Annotated in this window: 20 protein-coding genes; 7 read left to right on the forward strand and 13 right to left on the reverse strand. The window is 60.2% G+C overall.

The window, feature by feature from the left end:
* The first annotated feature begins 301 nt into the window (after window positions 1-301).
* A complete protein-coding gene (locus tag ACLB1Z_RS06720; RefSeq protein WP_409562604.1) occupies window positions 302-1,705 on the forward strand; it encodes a fatty acid desaturase family protein in 1,404 nt (467 codons plus the stop codon).
* Window positions 1,706-1,783: 78 nt separating this feature from the next.
* On the opposite strand, the gene parE is transcribed toward ACLB1Z_RS06720, so the two are convergent.
* Both parE and panC read right to left on the reverse strand, forming a co-directional pair.
* A complete protein-coding gene (parE, locus tag ACLB1Z_RS06725; protein WP_409562605.1) occupies window positions 1,784-3,790 on the reverse strand; it encodes a DNA topoisomerase IV subunit B in 2,007 nt (668 codons plus the stop codon).
* A gap of 171 nt (window positions 3,791-3,961) precedes the next feature.
* Window positions 3,962-4,813 (reverse strand): pantoate--beta-alanine ligase, encoded by an 852-nt coding sequence (panC, locus tag ACLB1Z_RS06730; protein WP_409562606.1) that lies wholly within the window; start codon window positions 4,811-4,813, stop codon window positions 3,962-3,964.
* A gap of 169 nt (window positions 4,814-4,982) precedes the next feature.
* On the opposite strand from panC, the gene putA reads away from it, so the two are divergent.
* Window positions 4,983-8,165 (forward strand): bifunctional proline dehydrogenase/L-glutamate gamma-semialdehyde dehydrogenase PutA, encoded by a 3,183-nt coding sequence (gene putA, locus ACLB1Z_RS06735; protein WP_409562607.1) that lies wholly within the window; start codon window positions 4,983-4,985, stop codon window positions 8,163-8,165.
* A 9-nt stretch (window positions 8,166-8,174) separates the two neighbouring features.
* Here the strand turns inward: putA and ACLB1Z_RS06740 are convergent, their stop codons facing one another.
* Window positions 8,175-8,540: a cupin domain-containing protein gene (locus ACLB1Z_RS06740; protein WP_013946746.1), complete on the reverse strand. Its 366-nt coding sequence runs from the start codon at window positions 8,538-8,540 to the stop codon at window positions 8,175-8,177.
* A gap of 65 nt (window positions 8,541-8,605) precedes the next feature.
* Window positions 8,606-10,267 (reverse strand): D-alanyl-D-alanine carboxypeptidase, encoded by a 1,662-nt coding sequence (locus ACLB1Z_RS06745; protein WP_409562608.1) that lies wholly within the window; start codon window positions 10,265-10,267, stop codon window positions 8,606-8,608.
* A gap of 660 nt (window positions 10,268-10,927) precedes the next feature.
* On the opposite strand from ACLB1Z_RS06745, the gene clpS reads away from it, so the two are divergent.
* Together clpS and clpA are read left to right on the forward strand one after the other, a co-directional pair.
* Window positions 10,928-11,275 carry an ATP-dependent Clp protease adapter ClpS gene (gene clpS, locus ACLB1Z_RS06750; protein ID WP_029670871.1) on the forward strand — a complete coding sequence of 116 codons (348 nt, stop codon included), beginning with the start codon at window positions 10,928-10,930 and terminating at the stop codon, window positions 11,273-11,275.
* Between the two features lie 7 nt (window positions 11,276-11,282).
* Window positions 11,283-13,736, forward strand: a complete 2,454-nt coding sequence (gene clpA / locus ACLB1Z_RS06755; protein WP_409562609.1) for an ATP-dependent Clp protease ATP-binding subunit ClpA — start codon at window positions 11,283-11,285, stop codon at window positions 13,734-13,736.
* 71 nt (window positions 13,737-13,807) lie between these two features.
* Here the strand turns inward: clpA and ACLB1Z_RS06760 are convergent, their stop codons facing one another.
* From ACLB1Z_RS06760 to ACLB1Z_RS06780, 5 genes are all read right to left on the reverse strand, one after another.
* Window positions 13,808-14,449 (reverse strand): NAD(P)-dependent oxidoreductase, encoded by a 642-nt coding sequence (locus tag ACLB1Z_RS06760; protein WP_409562610.1) that lies wholly within the window; start codon window positions 14,447-14,449, stop codon window positions 13,808-13,810.
* 84 nt (window positions 14,450-14,533) lie between these two features.
* Entirely contained in the window at window positions 14,534-14,953 is a 420-nt protein-coding gene (locus ACLB1Z_RS06765) for an HIT family protein (RefSeq protein ID WP_409562611.1), read from the reverse strand.
* A 44-nt stretch (window positions 14,954-14,997) separates the two neighbouring features.
* On the reverse strand, window positions 14,998-16,170 hold the full coding sequence (locus tag ACLB1Z_RS06770) for a GNAT family N-acetyltransferase (RefSeq protein WP_409562612.1): 1,173 nt from the start codon (window positions 16,168-16,170) through the stop codon (window positions 14,998-15,000).
* Window positions 16,171-16,287: 117 nt separating this feature from the next.
* Window positions 16,288-17,040, reverse strand: a complete 753-nt coding sequence (locus ACLB1Z_RS06775) for a glycerophosphodiester phosphodiesterase family protein (RefSeq protein ID WP_409562613.1) — start codon at window positions 17,038-17,040, stop codon at window positions 16,288-16,290.
* A gap of 4 nt (window positions 17,041-17,044) precedes the next feature.
* On the reverse strand, window positions 17,045-17,506 hold the full coding sequence (locus ACLB1Z_RS06780; protein ID WP_409562614.1) for a RidA family protein: 462 nt from the start codon (window positions 17,504-17,506) through the stop codon (window positions 17,045-17,047).
* A 130-nt stretch (window positions 17,507-17,636) separates the two neighbouring features.
* Between ACLB1Z_RS06780 and ACLB1Z_RS06785 the strand changes: the two genes are divergently transcribed.
* Entirely contained in the window at window positions 17,637-18,521 is an 885-nt protein-coding gene (locus tag ACLB1Z_RS06785; protein ID WP_013946756.1) for a cell envelope integrity EipB family protein, read from the forward strand.
* Window positions 18,522-18,528: 7 nt separating this feature from the next.
* Here ACLB1Z_RS06785 and ACLB1Z_RS06790 read toward each other — a convergent pair whose 3' ends face one another.
* Window positions 18,529-18,798 carry a DUF3572 domain-containing protein gene (locus ACLB1Z_RS06790; RefSeq protein ID WP_409562615.1) on the reverse strand — a complete coding sequence of 90 codons (270 nt, stop codon included), beginning with the start codon at window positions 18,796-18,798 and terminating at the stop codon, window positions 18,529-18,531.
* A gap of 143 nt (window positions 18,799-18,941) precedes the next feature.
* Between ACLB1Z_RS06790 and ACLB1Z_RS06795 the strand changes: the two genes are divergently transcribed.
* Both ACLB1Z_RS06795 and ACLB1Z_RS06800 read left to right on the forward strand, forming a co-directional pair.
* Window positions 18,942-19,376 (forward strand): response regulator, encoded by a 435-nt coding sequence (locus tag ACLB1Z_RS06795; protein ID WP_409562616.1) that lies wholly within the window; start codon window positions 18,942-18,944, stop codon window positions 19,374-19,376.
* 24 nt (window positions 19,377-19,400) lie between these two features.
* On the forward strand, window positions 19,401-20,771 hold the full coding sequence (locus ACLB1Z_RS06800) for a PleD family two-component system response regulator (protein WP_409562617.1): 1,371 nt from the start codon (window positions 19,401-19,403) through the stop codon (window positions 20,769-20,771).
* 578 nt (window positions 20,772-21,349) lie between these two features.
* Here the strand turns inward: ACLB1Z_RS06800 and rpmG are convergent.
* From rpmG to ACLB1Z_RS06815, 3 genes are all read right to left on the reverse strand, one after another.
* Window positions 21,350-21,517, reverse strand: coding sequence for a 50S ribosomal protein L33 (rpmG, locus tag ACLB1Z_RS06805; RefSeq protein ID WP_013946760.1), 168 nt, complete (start codon window positions 21,515-21,517; stop codon window positions 21,350-21,352).
* 76 nt (window positions 21,518-21,593) lie between these two features.
* Window positions 21,594-22,298, reverse strand: a complete 705-nt coding sequence (locus ACLB1Z_RS06810) for an NUDIX hydrolase (protein ID WP_409562618.1) — start codon at window positions 22,296-22,298, stop codon at window positions 21,594-21,596.
* A 6-nt stretch (window positions 22,299-22,304) separates the two neighbouring features.
* Window positions 22,305-22,763 (reverse strand): DUF983 domain-containing protein, encoded by a 459-nt coding sequence (locus ACLB1Z_RS06815; protein ID WP_409562619.1) that lies wholly within the window; start codon window positions 22,761-22,763, stop codon window positions 22,305-22,307.
* Window positions 22,764-22,772: the final 9 nt, after the last annotated feature.

Genomic DNA, 22,772 nt, shown 5'->3' on the forward strand with positions numbered 1-22,772 from the left:
GAATGCGAATCAGCATTCGAAACAGGGGCATCCGTGCAACATGGTCGGCATTGCGGCGAGCGCTTTTTTGCCGTGCCTGTTGAAAAAATCTTAACGAACCTCCACAAGCTCCGAGGAGCTTATTTGTCGTATCAACGAAATTGCCTTTTTAGCGGATATTTAGTGCCGTAGATATCGGCGAGGCGGCGCCTGTCACGGTCTGGGTATAGGGGCGGTGTTAAGAGCGCTCTGTTGCGTGGCGTTTCGCGTGTGCCATTTTGAACGCGAGAACCGTCTCGCGACCTCGCAAGGATGTCGAGCAATGACAATCGATGCTGGTTCTGCGGTTGGCGGCGTGGCCGCACGCGAAACCCCGGCGGTAACCGCAGAAGCCCGGCCACGCGGCATTCGTCGTGGCGATGTCATACGCGAATTGAAGAAGCGGGATAATTATACGAATTTCGCACACATCGGGTTTGTCTACCTGGTGATTGCCACCGCGATTGGCTTGACGATCTGGAGCTATAGCGCCGTCGCGGCTGCCGGTCTTGGCTGGTGGTGGAACATCCCGATGACGCTGCTGTGCATTGCGACGGTCGGCGCCTCGCAGCATCAATTCGGCGGCGTCATTCACGAGGGCACGCACTTCACGCTCTTCGAAAACAAATTCATGAATGAAGCCGTGTCCGATTGGCTGGGCGGCTTTCCGATTTACACATCGACGTTCCAGTATCGGTTGCACCACTTAGCGCATCATCAGTTCATCAACGATCCGCTGCGCGATCCCGATTGGGCGCAGTTGAATGAGAGCGGCCACGATCTTGATTTTCCGATCACGCACGTCGACATGCTGAAAGAGCTGGCAAAGCAACTCTGGCTGCCGAACCTCTTCCGCTACATGATCGTGCGTGCGCGTTACAGCGCGCTCGGGACGGACAATAATCCGTACATGGACCGGGAGCGAAAGGGCGAACGGCTGCCGACGCTGGCCGGTGTCATCTATGCCGTTACTGCGCCGATTGCAGCTATAACGCTCATCAAGATGGGCCACGGCCCCTGGGCCTTTGCGGCGCTCGGCGTGATGACGGCAAGTGTCGTCGCGTATTTCTATTTTCTCGATGAAAACAAGCTGCCGCACGCGCACGTCGAGACGGTGATTTCGCATCGGGCGACCAACATCAGCCGCATCATTTACATGGCGATCGTCTACACGGCTTTGACAGCAGTCGAAGTGGCAGGCTGGGGACCGGCTTGGAGCTATTACGGCCTGCTGTGGATCTTGCCGCTATTCACCGCTTTCCCGTTGTTCATGATTATGCGGCAGTGGGTGCAGCACGGGAATGCCGATCGCGGGCGCTATACGAACACGCGCGTGTTCCTGGTCAATCCGTTCATTCGCTATGCGGTGTTTCCGTTCGGCATGGACTATCACTTGCCGCACCACATCTACGCGTCGGTTCCGCATTACAAGCTCAAGGACCTGCACGAGCTGTTGCTGGATGATCCGAAGTATCGCGCGGAGGGCATCGTCGTCGAAGGGTACTTCAACTCGCCTCATGGTGAGACCCCGGAGCGCAATCCGACAGTGATTGAGGTTCTGGGCGAGAAGTATGCGCCGAAGCCGGATGGCGAAGTTTACGTCGATACGGATACGCTCGAATACGCCAAGGTCAGCAATGCGGCGGCCATCCAGCGCGAGAACGAAGCCTCGTCGCGCGGGGAGTAATCGGTGAATTTTGTCATCCTCGGAGTTTGTCCCGAGGATGGCAAATGGAATGCTTTCAGGTTGAGCCGAGCGAAGGCCTTAAATATCTAGGTCCTTCGCGAAGGCAGCGTTCTCCTGAATGAAACGGAAGCGCGCTTCAGGCTTCGAACCCATCAGAGCGTTGACCACTTCTGACAGGCCGTCGCGCGCGGCTTCATCGATGGCGACGCGGAGAAGCGTGCGGCGCTTCTTGTCCATCGTCGTCTCTTTGAGGTCTTTGAAGTCCATCTCGCCGAGGCCTTTGAAGCGTGTGACCTTCGGTTTCTTGTTCTTGAAATGCGTCGCGAGCAGCTCGTCGCGGTGCGCCTCGTTGCGGGCGTAGGCAACGTCGCTCTTGTCGGAGATCTTGTAGAGCGGCGGCACCGCCAGGAAGAGGTGGCCGTTTTCGACCAGTTCCGGCATTTCCTGATAGAAGAACGTGATCAGCAGCGAGGCAATGTGCGCGCCGTCGACGTCGGCGTCGGTCATGACGATTACGCGCTCGTAGCGCAGGTCGTCGTCGCGATACTTGGTGCCGGTGCCCACGCCGAGCGCCTGGATCAAATCGGCTAGAAGCTGGTTCTGCGACAGCTTCGCCGACGAGGCGTTGGCGACGTTCAGGATCTTGCCGCGCAAAGGCAGCACTGCCTGGGTTTCGCGGTCGCGGGCGCTCTTGGCGCTGCCGCCGGCCGAGTCGCCCTCGACGATGAAGATTTCGGTGCCGGCGGCCTGCTGGATCGAACAGTCGGCAAGTTTGCCGGGAAGACGCAGCTTGCGCGTTGCCGATTGGCGGCCGACCTCTTTTTCGCGGCGACGCTTCAGGCGTTCTTCGGACTGGTCGATCGTCCATTCGAGCAGTTTCGTTGCCTGCTGCGGAGAGTCTGCCAGCCAATGATCGAAGGCGTCGCGCACAGCGGTTTCGACGATCTTCGTCGCCTCGACGGTCGCGAGCTTGTCTTTGGTCTGGCCCTGGAATTCCGGCTCTCGAATGAAGACGGACAGCATCGAAGCGGCCGTTCCCATCACGTCTTCGGACGTGATCTGCTGGGCTTTCTTTACGCCGACGAGTTCGCCATAGGCGCGGAGCGCCTTATAGAGCGCTTGGCGCAGGCCGTTTTCGTGCGTGCCGCCTTCTGGCGTCGGGATCGTGTTGCAGTAGGACGATGAGAAACCGTCTTCGTCGGAGATCCAGGCGACGGCCCATTCAACTGAACCGTGGCCTTCGTCCTTCTCGACGCGACCTGAAAAGATTTCCTTGGTGACGCGGGTGCGGCCGTCGATCGATGACGTGAGATAGTCGCTCAAGCCGCCGGGGAAGTGGAAAGTCGCTTCGGCGGGCGTGTCGTCTTTGATGAGCTCCGGTGCACACTTCCAGCGGATTTCGACGCCGCCAAACAGGTAGGCCTTCGAGCGGGCCATTTTCATCAGGCGCGCAGGCTTGAACGCAGCGCCTTTGCCGAAGATTTTCTCGTCTGGCTTGAAGCGCGTTTTCGTGCCGCGCCGGTTCATGATGGACCCGAGCTTTTCGAGCTTGGTCTGCGGCTCGCCGCGCGAGAACACCATGCGATAAAGCTGCTGGTCGCGTGCGACCTGGACTTCGAGCGTTTCGGACAGCGCGTTGACGACGGACACGCCGACGCCGTGCAAGCCGCCCGAGGTGTTGTAGGCCTTGGAGTCGAATTTGCCGCCCGCGTGCAGAACGGTCATCACGACTTCGAGCGCGCTCTTATTCTTGTACTTGGGATGCGGGCCGATCGGAATGCCGCGGCCATTGTCGGTGACCGTCAGAAAGCCGTCTGCCGAGAGCTCGACCTCGATCCAGGTGGCGTGGCCTGCAACGGCCTCGTCCATGGAGTTGTCGATGACCTCGGCGAAAAGGTGATGCATGGCCTTTTCGTCGGTGCCGCCGATATACATGCCGGGGCGGCGGCGCACGGGCTCCAGACCCTCAAGGACCTCGATGTCCTGTTCGCTATAGGCGCTTTCGACAGGCTTGCGGGCACGCGACGATTTCTCAGTCATTTCGCTTTCGAATTCCGGAAAAAGGTCAGTTTGCGATCGGCTCATTAGCGGCCCCCAATCGTGCCATGGCATAACCACGCATTCGGAAAGAAGCGGCGGGGACGCCTGACAGCTGGGCCGCTGAAGCGAATCTCAGAGAGCTTCTTATAGCCCGAGCCGGGCCGGGGCTACCATGGCGTTTCGGTTCTGTGTCGGTCCAGCAACTCGCGGGCTGGATCAGGCTGCGACGTTATCGATCAGCCGGGTTTTGCCCAGCCAGCAGGCGGCGAGAACGCGCATCGGCCGCCCACTTGCGGTTGATGCCGGTTCGAGTGTTTCGGCATCCCGGACCTCGATATAGTCGATTTTCGTGAAGCCTGCCGCGGTGACTTTGCGTTTGGCATCAGCCACGCCCGCCGGAATGTCGGCCCCGTTGGCGACATCTTTGGCAAGTGCGGAAATTGCTGCGTAAAGAGCCGGCGCGATCTTGCGTTCGGCTTCCGAGAGATAGGCATTGCGCGAAGAAAGCGCCAGTCCGTCGGCGTCGCGTTTCGTCGGTGAGCCGATCAATTTCAGCGGCATGTTCAGGTCGCGGACCATCTGGCGCAGCACGGCAAGCTGCTGAAAATCCTTTTCGCCGAAAACTGCGATGTCGGGCGTCACCTGATTGAAAAGCTTGGCGCACACGGTTGCGACGCCATCGAAATGACCGGGACGAAATGCGCCCTCCAGGTCCTTGGCAGCGCTCCCGGCGCGGACGCCTGTGGAAAAACCGTCTGGGTACATCTCTTCAACACCAGGTGACCAGACGAGGTCGGCGTCGGCAGCAGCGAGCTTGGCGAGGTCGCCCGCTTCATCGCGCGGGTAACGCGACAGGTCTTCGTTGGCGGCGAACTGCGTGGGGTTGACGAAAATCGAGACGACGGCCTTGTCGGCTTTCTTTTTCGCCAGTTTCACCAGGGAAATATGCCCGGCGTGGAGAGCGCCCATCGTCGGTACAAGGCCAACCGTCTGGTCGCGGCCGCGCCATTTGGCGACCGCCTTTCTGAGGTCGTGGACGGTGCGGACGATCTTGATTTTATCGGACACAGGCGAAGCCCCCCGAGCTTAAATTTCGGCCAGAGGTGCCGGGAATAGAGGCGAACCGTCAAGGGGACACGGTGGGCGGCCGACAGCCGGGGGAGGCGGCGGTTTAACGATCTGCTAGTATTCCTTAACGGGCGAATCGCATCGGCCGCCCTATATCAGCGGGTAGGACATGGTCGCGACATTGCGGCGTGAGGACAGCGTGACACAGCGGGCTCTCCCACCACGGGACGAATTCGCCGCCCAGTATCTTATGGACGAGCCGCGTCTCGTCGGGGCTTTGATCGAGCGGGCGTTTTTCACTGAAGACGAACGCCGGCGCACGGCCGACATCGCGCGCCGCCTCGTTCATACCGCACGCGCCGACAAAGCAAGCCATGCGGGCATTGATGCTTTCATGCACGAGTATGGGCTGGCGACCGATGAGGGCGTCATCCTGATGTGCCTCGCTGAGGCGCTGCTGCGCATCCCGGATGCCGAAACGGCCAACGCCTTCATTGCCGACAAGATTTCCGGGGGCGCTTGGGAGAAGCATCGCGGCCATTCCGATAATCTGTTCGTCAACGCCTCGACCTGGGGCCTGATGCTGACCGGCCGCATCATGCGGCTCAAGGAAGCGAAAGGCGCCAATCCGTTTCAGGCGATGAAGCGGCTTGTCGCGCGTTCGGGCGAGGGGACGATCCGGCTGGCCATCCGCCATGCCGTGAAGCTGCTCGGCGAGCAATTCGTGCTGGGCTCGACGATCGAGAGCTCATTGGCGCGAGCGCGCTTTTATGAGGAGAAGGGCTACCGGTTTTCCTACGACATGCTGGGCGAGACGGCGCGGTCGGAACAGGATGCTGAGCGCTATTTCCAGCGCTACATGGCGGCGATCGATGCCGTCGGGGCGGATGCCCGGCCATTCACGACGCAGCATGCCGACGCGATCTTTGGGCGCCCTTCGATCTCGGTGAAGCTCTCAGCGCTGCATCCGCGGTTCGAGCCGGGGAAAGAGAAACGACTGCGTGCGGAACTCGGCCCCCGACTGTTGACGCTGGCGCGCGCGGCGCGGGCGAAGGGTCTCGGGCTGACGGTCGATGCCGAAGAACAGGACAGACTCGATCTCACGGCGCAGCTTTTCGGCGACACATTCGTCAGTTCACAGCTCGAAGGCTGGAATGGGCTTGGGATAGCCGTGCAAGCCTATGGGAAGCGCGCGATTCCGATGCTTCGCTGGCTCCGGCGGCTGAGTGAGCAGACGGGGAAGCGCATTCCGGTGCGGCTCGTCAAAGGCGCGTACTGGGACAGCGAGATCAAATGGGCGCAAGAGCGTGGTCTGGAAGATTACCCGGTATTCTCGCGCAAGCTGCACACGGATGTTTCCTATCTCGCAGCGATGCGGCTGCTGATTTCCGACCCCGTCGCATTCTATCCGCAGATTGCGACGCATAACGCGCATACGATTGCGGCGGCGGCCGTGGCGGGAGGAGCCGTCGAATTCGAATATCAGCGCCTGCACGGCATGGGCGAAGCGCTTTACGAGCAGGTTGTCGGCGAAGGTAAGTTCAATCGCGCCTGCCGCGTCTATGCGCCGGTCGGCGGGCATGAGGATCTGCTCGGCTATCTCGTGCGGAGACTGCTCGAAAACGGAGCCAACACGTCGTTTGTTAATCGGTTGGGCGATGAAGAAACGCCGATTTCCGAGATCATCGCCGATCCGGTCGAGATCGCGGATCGGGAATTCAGCTCGGGCGAGCGGCCGAAGCTGATTGCGCGCCCGCGCGATATTTTTCTGCCCGAACGCAAGAACAGCGCTGGGTTGGCACTGACCGAGACCGGCGTGCGCGAGGCGCTGCAAACCGAGATCGCGAAAGTCCTGAAAACGCCATTCGCGGCGGGGCCGATCATCAACGGCGTTGTGACGGCGGGGGGCGAGGCAGCAGGCGTTGTCGCGTCACCGCACGACCATCGCGATCGGATCGGAACGGTGCGGCTTGCAACGCCGCAGCACCTCGAAGACGCGATTGCGTCGGCGAAAAACGCAGCGCCGTTATGGGAAAAAACCGACGCTGCCGAGCGTGCGCGCATTCTCGAAGTTGCTGCGGACCTGTTCGAGCGAGATCGTGCAGCGCTGATGGCGGCGCTGATCCGCGAGGCCGGGAAGACCATCGAAGCGGCGCAGGCCGAGGTGCGGGAAGCTGTCGATTACCTGCGCTATTACGCCGTCGAAGCGCGGCGGCTTTTTTCCGATCCGGTCGTACTCCGGGGCCCGACGGGCGAGGAAAACACGCTGACGCTGCGCGGGCGCGGTGTGTTCGGCTGCATTTCGCCGTGGAACTTTCCGATTGCAATTTTCACCGGCCAGGTGGCGGCAGCACTGGCGGCGGGGAATGCCGTCATTGCAAAGCCTGCCGAGCAATCGCCGATCTCAGGCTTTTTGGCCGTCAGGCTGCTGCATGAAGCGGGCGTCCCGCGCGAGGCGCTGCAACTCGTGACGGGCGGCGGCAAGCTCGGCGAAGCGATGGTGAAAGATGCGCGCCTGCAAGGAATTGCATTCACGGGATCGAACGAAACAGCCTGGGCCATTCAGCGGGCGCTGGCGGATCGGCGTTCGGCCATCGTGCCCTTCATCGCCGAGACGGGCGGAATCAACGCGATGATCGCGGATTCATCGGCGTTGCCTGAGCAGGTAGTGCGCGATGCTGTGCGGTCGGCCTACGATAGCGCCGGTCAGCGCTGCTCGGCGGCTCGCATTCTCTTCGTTCAAGACGATAATGCGCCGCGTATCCGTGCGCTGCTCGCTGGCGCCATCGAAGCGCTTGATGTCGGGGACCCGCTGGATTACGCGACCGATATCGGCCCGGTGATCGACGAAGCGGCGCAGGACAATCTCGAAAGCCACAAGGTCTTGATGCAGCGTGAGGGACGCGAGATCATCGATCTTGCGATGCCGGAAGCCTGCCGGGCCGGGACCTATGTCACACCGGCGCTTTACGAGATCGACCGGCTCGACAGGCTCGATCATGAAGTGTTCGGGCCGATCCTTCACATGGTTCGCTATGAGCGCGGGCATATCGACAAGGTCGTTGCTGCGCTCAATGCGACTGGGTACGGCCTGACGCTTGGGCTGCACAGCCGCATCGAGAGCGTCGCCGATTACGTGGCGGAGAACGCCCACGTCGGTAATCTCTACGTCAACCGCAATCAGATCGGGGCGGTCGTCGGCGTCCAGCCGTTCGGCGGCGAGGGGCTTTCCGGCACCGGACCGAAAGCTGGCGGACCGAACTATCTTGCGCGCTTTGCGACCGAGCGGACGCGTTCGACCGATATCACCGCGACCGGCGGCAATTACACACTGCTGAGTGGGAAGAGTTAGGAGGCTTCGTCACTCATAAACCGCGTAGAACTTCTTGGCGGGTTCGATGACTTCCCAGGTTCCGGTGAAGCCTGCGGGCGTCAGGAAGGCGTCTCCAGCGCGGAAGGTCGCCTCGGAACCATCATCGCCGCGGACGACGATGAGGCCCTCCAAGATGTAGCAGAACTCGGTTTCGGTGAAGACGACGCGCCATGCTCCTGGATCGCCGCTCCAGATGCCCGAGCTGAAATGGCCATCGGGGCTTTGAAACAGGTTTTGTGCGCACTGCACCGGGTTCCCGGAGACGATGCGATCGGCTGCTGGGTGATAAACGTCGCCGGGCGGAAGGACGCCTTGGAAGACGACGAGCTTGGGAATTTCGCTGTTGGCGGTCACGGGCGGGCCTTACATTGCAAGCTGGGCTGCGATGCTACGTCTGCGCTGCTTTCCAGTGCAAGGCGTTACTCGCCCGCCATGACGAAGCAATCGACCGCCTGGCGACGCAGTGCGTTGCACGTCGAGGCGGCACGATTGGCGTTGAAGCCGGTGAAGCGGGCCCGGAAGATCTGGTGGCCGTTCTTCATCGCCGGGTTGGTGACGGAGGAAACGCCGGCGAGAAGGCGTCCGGCACGATCCTGGACGTTGCTCAAGGCGCGCTGGGCGTCGTCGATGGAGCTATAGGCGCCGATCTGAACGGCATAGCGACCGCCATTTGCCGTCCGAGCCGTGTCCCGGCGCGGTTCAAACCGATCGCCTGACGCGTCACCTAACGCGCGGGCTTGGGCGCCGAGCGTAGACGGCGGCATGCCACGGATAACCGGCGGGTCGTGCAATTCGGTCTCTTGCGGCTGCTGACGCCGCTGCGGCCGTGGGGCAAGCGCTGGCGGCGGCGGTTCATAGGCCGCGACGCGCTGCTGAGGGCGAGGTGGCGCGGTTATCGACGAGGTGCTGGAGCTGGCAAGGTTCGCCGGAGCGAATGGGCGAATTGGCGCAACCTGGGCTCCCGTCACCGGGGAAGCGTTGCCGACGCGCGTGTAGCCGGGCGTTGTCTGGATTGGCGGAACGGCTCGGGCCGGGGCTTCCTCGGGGCTTGTGTCTTCCATATCGGTCGTGTCGTCGGACGAGGGCGCGCGGGCCTTCGTCGAGATCGGCACCGCACGGACTTTGAAGATACGGACCGGCGTTTCATCGGCGTCGGCCTGGACAGCCGGTTGTGGAGCTTCCGTGCGGGCCGGCGCGCGCTTTATGGGACGTTGTGCGATCTTCGGCTCGCTTCTTAGACGGGCGAGCAGCAGCGGCTTGCGGGTTTTGTTGCGGGAGGCGCGCGACAGCATCCGCGTCAGCAGCGCGCGCATCTCGGCATTGCGCGTCGCCGCGGTGCGGCCGCCGAAGACAACGCCGACCAAATGTTTCTCGCCGCGATGAAGCGACGTCACGAGGTTGAAGCCGGAAGCGCGCGTGTATCCGGTTTTGATGCCGTCGATACCTGCGAAGGTGTTCAGCATGGTGTTGTGGTTGCGGTAGGACTTGCCGCCATACGAAAATACCCGGGTGGAAAAGAACGGGTAGTACTGCGGAAAATCGTCCTGCAGGCGCAGCGCGAGGGTCGCCATGTCGCGTGCCGTGGTAATCTGCTCGTCGTTCGGGAGGCCCGAGGCGTTCTCGTAGTGGGTACCTGACATGCCGAATGCGCGGGCGCGGGCATTCATCAGACGGGCAAAATTGGTTTCGGAGCCGCCGATTTTTTCTGCAAGCGCCACGGCGATGTCGTTGGCGGACTTGGTGACGATCGCCTTGATGGCGTTTTCGACTGTGATCTGATCGCCCGGTTTGAGGTCGAGCTTCGAGGGCGCCTGATCGGCAGCATGCTCGGAGATCGTAATCCTGTCGGACATACGCAGACGCCCGGTCTGGAGCGTCGCAAATGTCAGATACAGCGTCATCATCTTGGTGAGAGACGCGGGATGACGCGGCGCGTCGCCGTCTTCATTGTGGAGAACAGCGCCGGTGTTGGCGTCCAGGATGAACGCAGCGTGGCGGTTGCCCCGAGCTTCCGCGCTCGTCAGGCCAACGGCGAAAACGATGAGAAAAGCTGATGCGTACGCAAATACTCGTCGCAACACGACGCTCTATCCCTCTGGCCGCCCTCGAAAAGCGGCAATGACTGACACCCTGTTCGTGGGATTGCCGACCGGCTCCCACTGGCGCCCCACCCGCCGATATCGGCAAGAAGAGCATTGTTTTTGGGCACCTTTTTGGCGTCAAAGAGGCTTTCGGCGCTTTCCAGGTGCCAGCGTCACTGTAGGAGCTGAAGGACTTCGTTAGCGTTAAGGGGCAAGGTAAAATTTACCCCTTTGGATGTCCCATTATTGGGCGCTAAGGTCTTGATTATGGCCCGCATGACGACGCGCGGGGCGAGACCGGACTGTTGGCCGCCGCGGCATCTGCGGAAGGGCCAAGAGGGGGGCATGAGGGTGGCGAGCATCTGTTGAAACGACATTGTCCCATGCTTCTAGCCTGTCTGAAGCGCCGCATGGCTCGTTCTATTTTTTGCTCGTCAGCGTGCCTATATTACAGGCTTGATGAACACGGGTGTTTAGCTTGAACATTTGGCGAGAGAGACAGTTGTCCCTGCGGGCATGCGTTTGCAGTGAAAGCGTAACTTTTCTGCCTCCAACGGTTGAAGGTTGCGGGATAGCTTTAGGAGATCCGATGGATTCGGGGTTTGCCCGAGGCACGCGATGAAGAAGGTGGACATCCACTCCCTGGTGCACGCTGCCCGCATGGCAGCGAATGAGCCGCCCGATGGTCCGCGCCGTGATGACGGCGATGGTGACTCCAAGACGGGTATTGTCACGAAGACCCGTCCCAAAACGAAGAAGCCGAACCTATATAAAGTTCTTCTGCTGAACGACGACTTCACTCCGATGGAGTTCGTCGTTCTCGTGCTGCAGCGTTTCTTCAACAAGGGACAGGAAGATGCCACCCGCATCATGCTTCATGTCCACCATAAAGGTGTCGGTATTTGCGGCGTGTATACGTACGAGGTTGCTGAAACCAAGGTGACGCAGGTCATGGACTTCTCGCGGCAGCATGGCCATCCTCTTCAATGCACCATGGAGAAAGAGTAGGACTCGATTGACATCGCTCTCCAAAAATCTTGAAGCCTCGCTGCACCGGGCGGTGCAGTATGCAAACGTCCGTCACCACGAATTTGCGACGCTGGAGCACCTGCTTCTAGCGCTCGTTGACGACCGAGATGCGGCCGCCGTGATGCGTGCCTGCTCGGTTGATCTCGAGCAGCTCAGGGCGCGCCTGATCGAATATCTGGATACGGAACTGAAGCCGATCGTATCCAAGTCGGCCAGGGATGCGCATCCGACGAATTCGTTCCAGCGCGTCGTTCAGCGGGCGATCGTGCATGTGCAGACATCCGGACGCGAAGAGGTGACGGGCGCGAACGTTCTGGTCGGGATTTTCTCGGAGCGCGAAAGCCATGCCGCCTACTTCCTTCAGGAGCAGGAAATGACGCGCTTCGATGCGGTGCAGTATATCGCACATGGCATCGCGAAGCGGCCGGGCATGTTCGAGCCGCGGACGGTTCGCGGCGTCGACGAGGAAGTCAATTCGACAGAGAGCGAAGAGAAGAAGCCCGGCGACGCGCTCAATACTTACTGCGTCAACCTCAATAAAAAGGCCCGTGACGGCAAGATCGATCCGCTGATCGGGCGCGAGCAAGAGGTGCTGCGCACGATTCAGGTTCTCTGCCGCCGGCAGAAGAACAACCCGCTGCTGGTTGGCGATCCGGGCGTCGGCAAGACGGCCATCGCTGAAGGCTTGGCGCGCAAGATCGTGCAGGGGCAAGTTCCCGACGTTCTCAAGGGCGCGACGATCTTCTCGCTCGATATGGGCGCGTTGCTTGCCGGCACGCGCTATCGCGGCGACTTCGAAGAGCGGCTCAAAGCCGTGATGAAGGAGGTCGAAGCTTTCCCGGGAGCCGTGCTGTTCATCGACGAGATCCACACCGTTATCGGTGCGGGTGCGACGTCGGGCGGCGCGATGGATGCTTCGAACTTGCTGAAGCCGGCGCTTCAGTCGGGCGCGCTGCGTTGCATCGGCTCGACGACCTACAAGGAGTATCGCCAGCACTTCGAGAAGGATCGCGCTCTCGTCCGTCGATTCCAGAAAATCGACGTCAAGGAGCCGTCCGTCGAGGATGCCATCGAGATCTTGAAGGGTCTGAAGTCGGTCTTCGAGGACTATCACAAGATCAAGTACACGAACGAGGCCATTAAGGCCGCGGTCGAACTGTCGGCGAAGTACATCCACGACCGTAAGCTGCCGGACAAGGCGATCGACGTGATCGACGAAACCGGCGCGTCGCAGATGCTGCTTCCCGAAAGCAAGCGGAAGAAAAAGATCACCACTAAGGAGATCGAAGCGACAGTCGCAACGATGGCGCGCATTCCGCCGAAGACCGTCACGAAGAGCGACGCTGAAGTCATTGCGCACATCGGGCGCGACCTGAAGCGGCTGGTGTTCGGTCAGGACAAGGCGATCGAAGCGCTTTCGAGCGCGATCAAGCTGGCGCGTGCCGGTTTGCGCGAGCCCGAGAAGCCGATCGGCTGCTACCTGTTCTCCGGTCCGACTGGCGTCGGCAAGACGGAAGTTGCCAAGCAGCTTGCGAACCTGATGGGCGTCGAACTGCTGCGCTTCGACATGTCGGAATACATGGAGAAGCATACGGTTTCCCGTTTGATCGGCGCCCCTCCGGGCTATGTCGGTTTCGATCAGGGTGGCCTTCTGACTGATGGCATCGATCAGCATCCGCACTGCGTGCTGCTGCTCGATGAGATCGAGAAGGCGCATCCGGACCTGTTCAACATTCTGTTGCAGGTCATGGATCACGGTAAGCTGACGGACCATAATGGTAAGTCGGTCGATTTCCGCAACGTCGTGCTGATCATGACGACGAACGCGGGTGCGTCCGACATGGCCAAGCCGCCGATGGGCTTCAATCGAACGAAGCGCGAAGGCGAGGACACGGAAGCCGTGGCCAAGCTGTTCACGCCTGAGTTCCGCAACCGTCTTGATGCCGTCGTGCCGTTCGCCGGGTTGCCGCCCGAGATCATCGCGCAGGTCGTCGAGAAGTTCATCTTCCAGCTCGAAGCGCAGCTCGCGGATCGCGGCGTTTCGATCGAGCTGTCGGATGAGGCGACGCGCTGGCTTGCGGAGAAGGGTTACGACGAGAAGTTCGGTGCTCGTCCGCTGGCGCGCGTCATCCAGGAGTACATCAAGAAGCCGCTGGCAGAAGAGTTGCTGTTCGGCAAGCTCGAAAACGGCGGCACGGTGAAGGTGCTGGTCGCCGGCAAAGGGCCGGATCGGACGCTGACGTTCGACTTCCTGCCGCTCGATCCTTCGAAGAAGGTGAAGACGCCGGACGACGAAGAAACCGACGAAGACGATGGCCCGCAGCCGGTCCTGGCCGACGCGACGCCAAAGAAGGCACTTCCCGGTCCGAAGGAGAAGGGTGACAAGCCCAACGGATCGGGTGCGGTGCCGAGCGTGCCGCGGAAGAAGAAGGACGAGTAATCGCAGCTCCTGCCGCGAAGAAATACAAAAGCACGGGAGTAAACTCCCGTGCTTTTTTGTTTGGAGCAAAGTCAGTCGACGAGGATCGGCGTCTTGCCGTACGTGGTTGGATCAGCGAGGCTCTTGACCATGAAGTCCGCGACATCGGCGCGGGATATTGCGCCTCCGCGCCAATCTTTCATGTCATTTAGAACCTTATAGCGCTTCTTGGCCGGCGCATTTGTCAGCAATCCCGGCCGGACGATAGTCCAGTCGAGGTTGCTTTTCTGAACGATATCTTCGGCGATGTCTTTGTCGGAATAGACGCGCTGCAGAAACAATGGGAACAGCATGTAGTCGTAGAGGAAGTTGGTTCTGCCGCGGCTGTTCCCGGCGCCGATACCAGTCACCATGATAAGGCGGTGAACGCCAGTCTGCTGCATCCGCTCGACCATGATGCACGTTGCTTCGGAAAAGATCGTTGTGCCAAAGGCAAGCTCGGTTAGCGTTTTGACGCCAAGTGATTGAATGACAGCGTCCACGCCTTGCATCGCGGCACTGACATCTGCGCTCGAGCGCGCATCACCGTTGAGCTTCACGAGTTTAGGGTGGCTAATCGATATGTTCTTTGCTGAGCGCGAGAATGCGCGAACTTCGTGACCAGCAGAGAGAGCGGCTTTCACAGTTTCGTAGCCGATCCCGCTGCTAGCGCCGATAATAAGGACAACGGACAAGGCGCACCTCCTTATGGAGTGTAGAAGTGGGCTTCCGAGGGCGTGCCGTGAAGGGGAGCACGCCCGGCTCGTCACCTAGTTAGGTTACGCCAGCGCTGCTTTCAGCTTCTCGGCGTTGGCTGCAAGAATGGCGGCATCTTCCATTTGGCGCGCATGCAGCTGAAGGGGTTTGCCCTCGAAGCGCGGCATGACGTGGAAATGCAGGTGAAACACTGTCTGTCCGCCAGCCGGTTCATTGAATTGGGCGATGCTGATGCCGTCGGCGTTGAAGGCGGCTTTGGCGGCGATGGCGACCTTCTGCACCAGCGGGATGATCTTTGCGAGCACAGCCGGATCGGCATCGAGCAGGTTGCGCGACGGCCTTTTCGGCACAACGAGCGTGTGGCCCGACGTCTGGGGCATCACGTCCATAAAGACGATGGCGTCAGCATCCTCATAGACTTTGTGGCACGGGATTTCGCCGCGCAGGATTTTCGCGAAGATATTGGAATTGTCGTAGGACATGGTGTTCGCTCGGCCCGGTATCGCGGCACCCGGCCGGGGCCGCTTCAGGCCTCGTCTTTGCGATAGGGACCCATTTCGGTCAAGTCGGCATTCATCTGGGCGACGGCCTCACGTTCTTGCGTCAGGAAACGCTCGACGGCGCGGCGAAACGACGGGTCGGCGATCCAGTGGGCCGAATAGGTTTCGACCGGCAGGTAGCCGCGCGCGAGCTTATGCTCGCCCTGGGCGCCCGCTTCGACGCGCGGCAGCTTGTTGGCGATGGCATAATCGATTGCCTGGTAATAGCAGACCTCGAAATGCAGGGCAGGATGGTGCTCCGTGGCGCCCCAGTAGCGGCCGTACAAACAATCGCCGCCGATCATGTTGAGAGCGCCTGCGATGTAGCGCCCGTCGCGCTTGGCGAATACGAGGAGGCAGTGTTCGGCCATCGTCTCGCCCAGCAGCGAAAAGAACGTGCGGTTGAGGTAGGGGCGGCCCCATTTGCGATTGCCGGTGTCCATGTAGAACGTGAACATCGCGTCCCAATGGTCTTCGGTGATGTCTTTGCCCGAGATCTGCTCGATCTCGATACCGGGTGCCAGGGCGGCCTGCCGTTCCTTTTTTACGGCCTTGCGTTTGCGCGAGGCGAGCGACGCCAGAAAATCATCGAATGATACGTAGCCGTCGTTCTGCCAATGGAACTGTTGGCCGACACGCGTTAGGAAGCCGAGGTCTTTCAAACGTTCGGCCGTTTCGGCATTCAGGAAGGTCAGGTGTACGGATGACAGTCCGCCCTGGCGCGCGACTTCAATTGCGGCGGCTGCCAGCACTTGTTCGTCGGCCCGCGCTTTTTCGCCTGGTTTGACGAGAAGGCGCGGGCCGGGAACCGGCGTAAACGGGACGGCAATCTGAAGCTTTGGATAGTAGCGCCCGCCTGCGCGCTCATAAGCATCGGCCCAGCCGTGATCGAAAACGTATTCGCCCTGACTGTGGGATTTGACGTAGGCAGGGGCAACGGCAGCGATGTTTCCATCATCGTCATTGATGACGAGGTGGCGCGGCAGCCAGCCGGTCTGCCGGCCAACAGTATGGGAGTCTTCTAATGCTCTCAGGAAGGCGTGACTGACGAACGGGTTGAAGGTTGCGGGATCGGGGTTGGCGCATGCGTCCCACTGCGCGGCGTCGAGCGTCGCGATCGAAGGAACGAGATGGACGGCGGTGTCGGAAAATATCGGCATTCGGTCGTTTGTCGCGCCTGCGCAAAGTCTCTGCAACGCCTTGATATAGGATCAAAGCGATTACACGGCAGGGCTGTCGGGCGCGGCGCGGGAGGCACGCAATGTCGCGGGCTGCGGCTACTCGGGTCGGAAACCCTCGAAGATCATGGCATCTGCCCATGTTTCGGCGATGCGGCGCTGTTTGGCGGTACGGACCGTCCAGGTGAAAACGGGAAGACCTAACGTCCGGCGCGCGAATTGGGTGACGGGCGTTGGCAGCGCATCGACTTCGTAGGCGTAGAAATCAGGTGCGACGGCGCCCGATTCGAGCAGATCGCGAAGATCTTTGGCCCGGGACTTGCTGATTTTGCGCGGCCACCAGCTCGGTCCCTCATAGCTGCCGGAGACCATACCGCGCAGGATCTCAGGGGCGGCCGTCCTTATCGCGACCATCACGGCGGGGTCGAATGACATCAACGCGATGGGGCCTGGGTACGCCGCGACTGCCGCTGCGATATTGGCGATGAACGTTTTGTTCGGCGGCTCCCACTCGCTTTTGATCTCGATCAGAAGTGGCACGCGTCCGGCGACCAGATCGAGCAGTGCGGCGAGCGTGAGAATGGGTGCGTTGCTGTCGCGGTGGCGCAGCGTTTTGAGGTCGCTTTCCTTCAGGTCGGCGACGAGGCCGCGGCCCCCGACGAGCCTTTGCAATGTCTCGTCATGAAAAACGACCGGAACGCCGCGTTTGATCGGACGGATATCGCATTCGATGCCGTAACCGGCAGCAATGGCCGCTTCGAATGCGGGGCAGGTGTTTTCGATGATGCCGCGTTTGCTGTCGTGCAGCCCACGGTGCGCGACGGGCCGGAAAAACGCGGCATGATCGGCCATGACGTCAGCGCACCTTGAAGATGGCGTCGATCTCGACGCAGGCGTTCAACGGCAGGCTCGCGACTCCAACGGCGGAACGGGTGTGGCGGCCTGCATCGCCAAGGGCGGCGACCATCAAGTCGGATGCGCCGTTGATGACTTTCGGCTGGTCATAGAAGTTGGGCGCGGAGGCGACGAAGCCTGTGAGCCGCAGGACCTGCACGATGCGGCCGAGATCGCCGAGGGCGGCCTTGGCTTGCGCCAGCAGGTTGAGTGCGCAGTGGCGAGCGGCATCCTGGCCTTCCTCGATCAAGACACCGGCGCCGAGCGTTCCCGTGAGAATGCGGCCGGCGCCGTCCTTGGCGACCTGGCCTGAAATGAAGAGTTGATCGCCCGAAAGAAGAAACGGCACGTAGTTGGCGACGGGTTGCGGAGCCTCGGGGAGTTTTAAGCCCAATTCGGCCAGCCGCTGTTCGATGGAGGTCATTGAAAGATTACTCGATGTTTAGGTTGTTCAGTAGCTTGTGGCCGTCGCAACGCCCTTTTGTAAATGCTTTATCTGCCATCTTGTTTGCGGTACCTATAGCCTTTTCTGCCCGGAGAGCGAGCTAAGTTCGATGACGACGCGTTTTGGCTACGCTTTGGTAGCGCTTTCGACCCTGGTAGCGGGCCTTGCATCGGGAATGGCGAGCCATTCTGCGGCAGCTGCAGAGCTTGTGCCGTTTTCGCCGCATCGCGCCGTATACGATCTATCGTTGGGCGATGCTTCGGCTGGCTCGGGCGTGACCGGAATCGTCGGCCGGATGGTTTATGAGCTGAAGGGCTCGCCGTGCGAGGGTTATACGCAGAACATGCGCTTCGTCACTGTGATGACGAACCAGGACGGCGTCGAGACGGTCAGCGATCTTAGAAATTCCAGCTGGGAAGAGGCGGACGCCAAGAAGCTCCGTTTTTCATCGACGCAATATCAGAATGATGAGCTAGCGGATTCGAGCCAAGGTGATGCGCTAAGGACGAAGGGCGCGACGCCGGTCGTCGGTGTCGATCTCGTGAAGCCCGCCAAGAAGCGGTTATCGCTGCCGACCGACATTTATTTCCCTATGCAGCACGCTTCGACCTTGGTTCAAGCCGCCAAGAGCGGCGTCAAGATGTTCACCGCCAATCTCTACGACGGTTCGGAGAAGGGCGAGAAATACTACCTAACCAACACGATCATCGGCAAAAAGTTCGGGACTGGTCCGGATGCGTCTGTCGGCACGTTCAAGGGTGCCGATCAGCTGGCGAAGGTCGAATCCTGGCCGATGACGATCAGCTATTTCGACGCCGGCAAAGAGCACGAAGATCAGACGCCCGCTTACGAGCTGTCGTTCCGCTATTTCGAGAATGGCGTGACGAGCGATCTCAAGATCGATTACGGTGAGTTTTCGATCAGGGGCGATCTCAAGGAGCTGACTTTCCTTGAACCCGGTAAGTGCCCCGCCACGGCGGCGCCGACGAAATAAATTTACTTCAGTCGTCGATCGGGCTGGCGAGTAGCTGATGGGCCGGTGCAATCAGCGCCGGGTCAATCCCGTTCTCCTGGCAAAATGCCAGAAGAAGCCCTTCATCGGACAATAGAAACTCGAGCGTCGCCAGCTGCATCTCGCGCGAAGAGGCGATGTTGCGAAGGTCGTGCGGGTCGCTTCCGGTCAGCGCCAGAAAGCGCGAAATCTGCTTGGGGTCGGCGAGCACGTACGTCAGTATCTGCAACGCGAGTGCTTCTGCTCGTTCCTCGGTCAATCGCGCGGGCTTCGATCGGAACATATGGTTACCTAATCGTCGAGGTGTCGTTAACTGTTGGTTACCGCTTTCAGGGGCAAAGTCGAGCGCCAATTCAACCGAGAATCGGTGCACAACGGCCGCAAGGAGCCTAGGCGGTTGCTATGACGTATCAGGAAACGGGAATGAGCGTCGAGCGTCGTTCGCCCGAGCCGCGGCTCGGTGCGCAATCTGTCCTGATCGTTGAAGACAACGAGCTCAATATGAAGCTCTTCAACGATCTCCTTGTTGCGCACGGTTATCAGACAATTCAGACGCGCAATGGTTTCGAGGCTCTCGAACTTGCGCGCAAGCATCGTCCCGATCTCATCTTGATGGACATTCAGCTGCCGGAGGTATCCGGGCTAGAGGTCACGCGCTGGCTAAAGGACGACGATACGCTTTGCCAAATTCCCATCGTCGCGGTCACGGCCTTCGCGATGAAAGGCGATGAAGAACGCATCCGTTCAGGCGGTTGCGAAGCGTACATCTCGAAACCGATCTCCGTCACGTCTTTCCTCGAAACCGTCCGGAAGTTCATCGGTGCATCGAAGGCCTAGTATTCTTCAAAGATTTTTCAGCTCATGACCGCGCGCGTTCTCGTCGTCGACGATATTCTGGCAAACGTGAAGCTTCTCGAAGCGAGGCTTCAGGCGGAATATTTCGAAGTTCTCACGGCGAACAGCGGGCAGCAGGCGCTGGATATCCTTGAGCATGAGAGCGTTGACGTCGTGCTTCTCGACGTCATGATGCCGGGCATGGATGGCTTCGAAACGTGCCGACGCATCAAAGGCAGTCATCTCACGCACCACATTCCCGTCGTCATGGTCACCGCCCTCGATCAGCCGTCCGACAAGGTGCTCGGGCTGGAGAGCGGTGCGGACGATTTCCTCACCAAGCCGGTCGACGACATCGCGCTCGTGACGCGCGTGCGGAACCTTGCACGCCTCAAAATGCTCAACGACGAAATGATGATGCGCGCGTCGACGGGCCGTACTATGGGCATTCCCGACGACGGTTCGCTCGCGCGGGCTCTGTCGGCGAGGACGGGGCGTGTTCTGCTGGTCGACGATCATGAGCGGTCGGCGACGCGTCTGCTCGAAGTGCTGTCGCGCGCGAACGACGCGCATCTCGAACGGGATGCGCAGACCGCGCTCGTTCGGCTCGCGGAGGGCGGATTTGATCTGCTCATCGTCAGTCTTTCATTGAGCGGCTCGGACGGCTTGCGGCTTTGCTCGCAGGTCAGATCGCTCGAACGGACGCGGCATCTACCGGTCATCATGCTGGTCGAGCCTGGCGATGAAGCGCGCCTGCTGCGCGGCCTCGATATGGGCGTCAACGACTACCTGATGCGGCCGATCGATCGCCATGAACTGCTGGCGCGTGTCAAAACCCAGATCAAGCGGAAGCGGCATTCGGATTTTCTTCGCCATCGGCTCGCGGAAAGCGTCGAGCTGTCGATTACGGATTCGCTGACTGGGCTACATAACCGTCGCTACATGGAAGGCCATTTGCGGACGCTTGTTTCGGAAGCGGTCCGGACCGGGCGCAGCCTGTCGATGCTGGTCGCCGACATCGATCACTTCAAGAACGTCAACGATACCTACGGGCACGATGTCGGTGATGAAGTGCTGAGGGAGTTTTCCGTGCGCTTGCGGCGCAATACGCGCGGGATCGATCTTGCCTGCCGGTTCGGCGGCGAGGAGTTCGTGATCATTATGCCGGACACTGATCTAACGCACGCTTATCAGGTCGGCGAGCGCCTGCGCGCATGCGTTGCCTCCGATGAATTCCGGATCGGTGATGGTCAGAATATCCGGGTGACGGCGAGCGTCGGGATCGGCACGTTGGAGACGGCAGACGACACGCCGGAGACGATGTTCAAGCGGGCGGATAGCGCCCTTTACATCGCCAAGAGACGCGGCCGGAACCGCGTTGTGGTCGACGCCGCGTAAATGAGACTTTAGCCGAAAGTCACGTTGCTTGCGGGCAAGCCGCAATTTGAGAACAACGCAACCGTCACGCAGATGTCAGAAAATAGCTATGCTTTTCTGGCGGTTAGTCGTGAACGCCATACAAGCAAGCTTGCGTGAATCGTAGCGCCGGCGACACAGTAAAGCAGTTGTTGCTTTCCGCGTCGTAATCTGGCACCAATCTACGCGTCTAAGTGGGGATAAATAGGAATTCTTACGATTTTGACGTCGGCCTTGCGTGCACTCGCCGCTAGGTGACGCCTATAAAATCCCGCGCTATCGGGCCCGCCGCAAAGCCTGGTAGAGTGGGTATGATCGAACCAAGCGACCACACGAGTGGCCTCCTCGAACGGTTGCGGAGGATCGATCGCGAAGCTGGGTGGGGAACAACGCCCTCTTTGAACCTCGCCCGGTCGTGGCCAGGGTTGCGAAGCTGTCTCGGAACGATTTACCCCGCTGCCGAGTTTGCTTTAAGCCCTGGCCACATCATCAGCCAGAGCTTCCTCAACACGATTGATATCCGTCAAGTTCAGCCGTAATCGGCTGAGCAGCAGCACGGTTTATTTAATTTTTGTTTCTTTGAATTCCACGTGCTTACGCGCAACGGGGTCGTACTTCTTGAAAACAAGCTTTTCGGTTGCCGTGCGCGGATTTTTCTTCGTGACGTAGAAGAAACCGGTTCCGGCGGACGACAACAATTTGATTTTCTGCGTGACTGGCTTTGCCATGGATCGTGGCCTTAAGTGAAAAATGCCAAGAAACCTTGGCCAGGGAGCGCGCAACATACGCGTCAACTTTGCCGTGTCAAGGCATCGGAGGTGCGACTTTACACGATATCAGGTCGCGGTGGAAGGATGAGCCTGCGGAATAATAGAAAGGCAGGCGTTCGGCGCTGTTGCGAAATACCGGCGCGGCTTCGAGAAGTTCGGCCACGTCATTAAGCACAAGCCGCGTGATGTTTGGCAAATCGAGCGCCGCGGCTTCCGATAACGTAAACCACCCAAGATCGAGCAGCTCGTCGTCCGTCGCAGAGCGATCGGCAGAGACCGCTTCGGAAACTGCAAGGAAGAACCAGGTGTCGTAACGGCGAACGCGGCCAGGCGGCGTTATCGCGCGCGCAAACGGAATAAGGTTCGCGGGAGCAGGGGCGTGCCCTGATGCGGCAAACGTCTGCCAGGCAGGCAATGTTTCGGGCAGCGCGCCTTCTTTGCCGATCAGCAGCCCTGTCTCCTCGAAAAGCTCGCGGATGCCTGCAAGCGCAAAAGGTTTGATCTCATCGGCCAGATCGGCAGGCGAGAATTGTCCTGAGAACTGCTTTGCGAAGTGGCGATCTTCGTCTTCGACGCGGCCACCGGGGAAGACCCATTTGTTGGGCAGGAAGACTTGATTGGAATGACGGCGTCCCATCAGCAGTTTGGGTTCAGCGTTGCTGAGGTCGGCGACGAGTAGGCACGCGGCGTCGCGAACGGGAACATCGGACGTAGAATTTTCGAGAGGTTCCGCGGACACGGCTCGTTACCGCGTGTCCGTCTCGGCCGGAGGCGGCGGCCATTTCTCAGGCTCGTCGAGGCTCGGATCACCGAAGCCGTGCATCCGCAGCGCCCACTGATACCCTATTAATGCGCCTTTGACGCGCGGCAGCAGCCAGAGGCTTAAGATCACCAGCGCCGGCATCCAGATCGAAAGCTGAACCCAGGTTGGCGGAGAATAGAGCTGTTCGGTGATGAGAATGCCGGCGACGATGACGTGTGCGGTGATCGTCATGACGAAGTAGGGTGGGGCGTCGTCGGCGCGCTGATGAAACAGTTCCGTGCCGCAATCGGAGCAGACATCGTTGACTTTGAGATATTTGCCGTAGATCCGGCCGGTCTCGCAGCTCGGGCAGCGCTGTCGCCAGCCGCGCCTCATGGCCTGCCAGACATTACGGTCCGTCTGGGCATCAGCATCGATGATCTTGTCGGCCAAATTTGCCATGACTCCGTG

The sequence above is a fragment of the Hyphomicrobium sp. MC8b genome, assembly GCF_905067615.1.
Classification (GTDB): Bacteria; Pseudomonadota; Alphaproteobacteria; order Rhizobiales; family Hyphomicrobiaceae; genus Hyphomicrobium_B.

Coding starts and splice junctions, on each gene's coding strand:
- ACLB1Z_RS06720 (WP_409562604.1), top strand. CDS start 302: ATGACAATCGATGCTGGTTCTGCGGTTGGCGGCGTGGCCGCACGCGAA.
- parE (WP_409562605.1), bottom strand. CDS start 3,790: ATGAGCCGATCGCAAACTGACCTTTTTCCGGAATTCGAAAGCGAAATG.
- putA (WP_409562607.1), top strand. CDS start 4,983: ATGGTCGCGACATTGCGGCGTGAGGACAGCGTGACACAGCGGGCTCTC.
- clpS (WP_029670871.1), top strand. CDS start 10,928: ATGGCAGCGAATGAGCCGCCCGATGGTCCGCGCCGTGATGACGGCGAT.
- ACLB1Z_RS06765 (WP_409562611.1), bottom strand. CDS start 14,953: ATGTCCTACGACAATTCCAATATCTTCGCGAAAATCCTGCGCGGCGAA.
- ACLB1Z_RS06770 (WP_409562612.1), bottom strand. CDS start 16,170: ATGCCGATATTTTCCGACACCGCCGTCCATCTCGTTCCTTCGATCGCG.
- ACLB1Z_RS06775 (WP_409562613.1), bottom strand. CDS start 17,040: ATGGCCGATCATGCCGCGTTTTTCCGGCCCGTCGCGCACCGTGGGCTG.
- ACLB1Z_RS06780 (WP_409562614.1), bottom strand. CDS start 17,506: ATGACCTCCATCGAACAGCGGCTGGCCGAATTGGGCTTAAAACTCCCC.
- ACLB1Z_RS06785 (WP_013946756.1), top strand. CDS start 17,637: ATGACGACGCGTTTTGGCTACGCTTTGGTAGCGCTTTCGACCCTGGTA.
- ACLB1Z_RS06795 (WP_409562616.1), top strand. CDS start 18,942: ATGACGTATCAGGAAACGGGAATGAGCGTCGAGCGTCGTTCGCCCGAG.
- ACLB1Z_RS06800 (WP_409562617.1), top strand. CDS start 19,401: ATGACCGCGCGCGTTCTCGTCGTCGACGATATTCTGGCAAACGTGAAG.
- rpmG (WP_013946760.1), bottom strand. CDS start 21,517: ATGGCAAAGCCAGTCACGCAGAAAATCAAATTGTTGTCGTCCGCCGGA.
- ACLB1Z_RS06815 (WP_409562619.1), bottom strand. CDS start 22,763: ATGGCAAATTTGGCCGACAAGATCATCGATGCTGATGCCCAGACGGAC.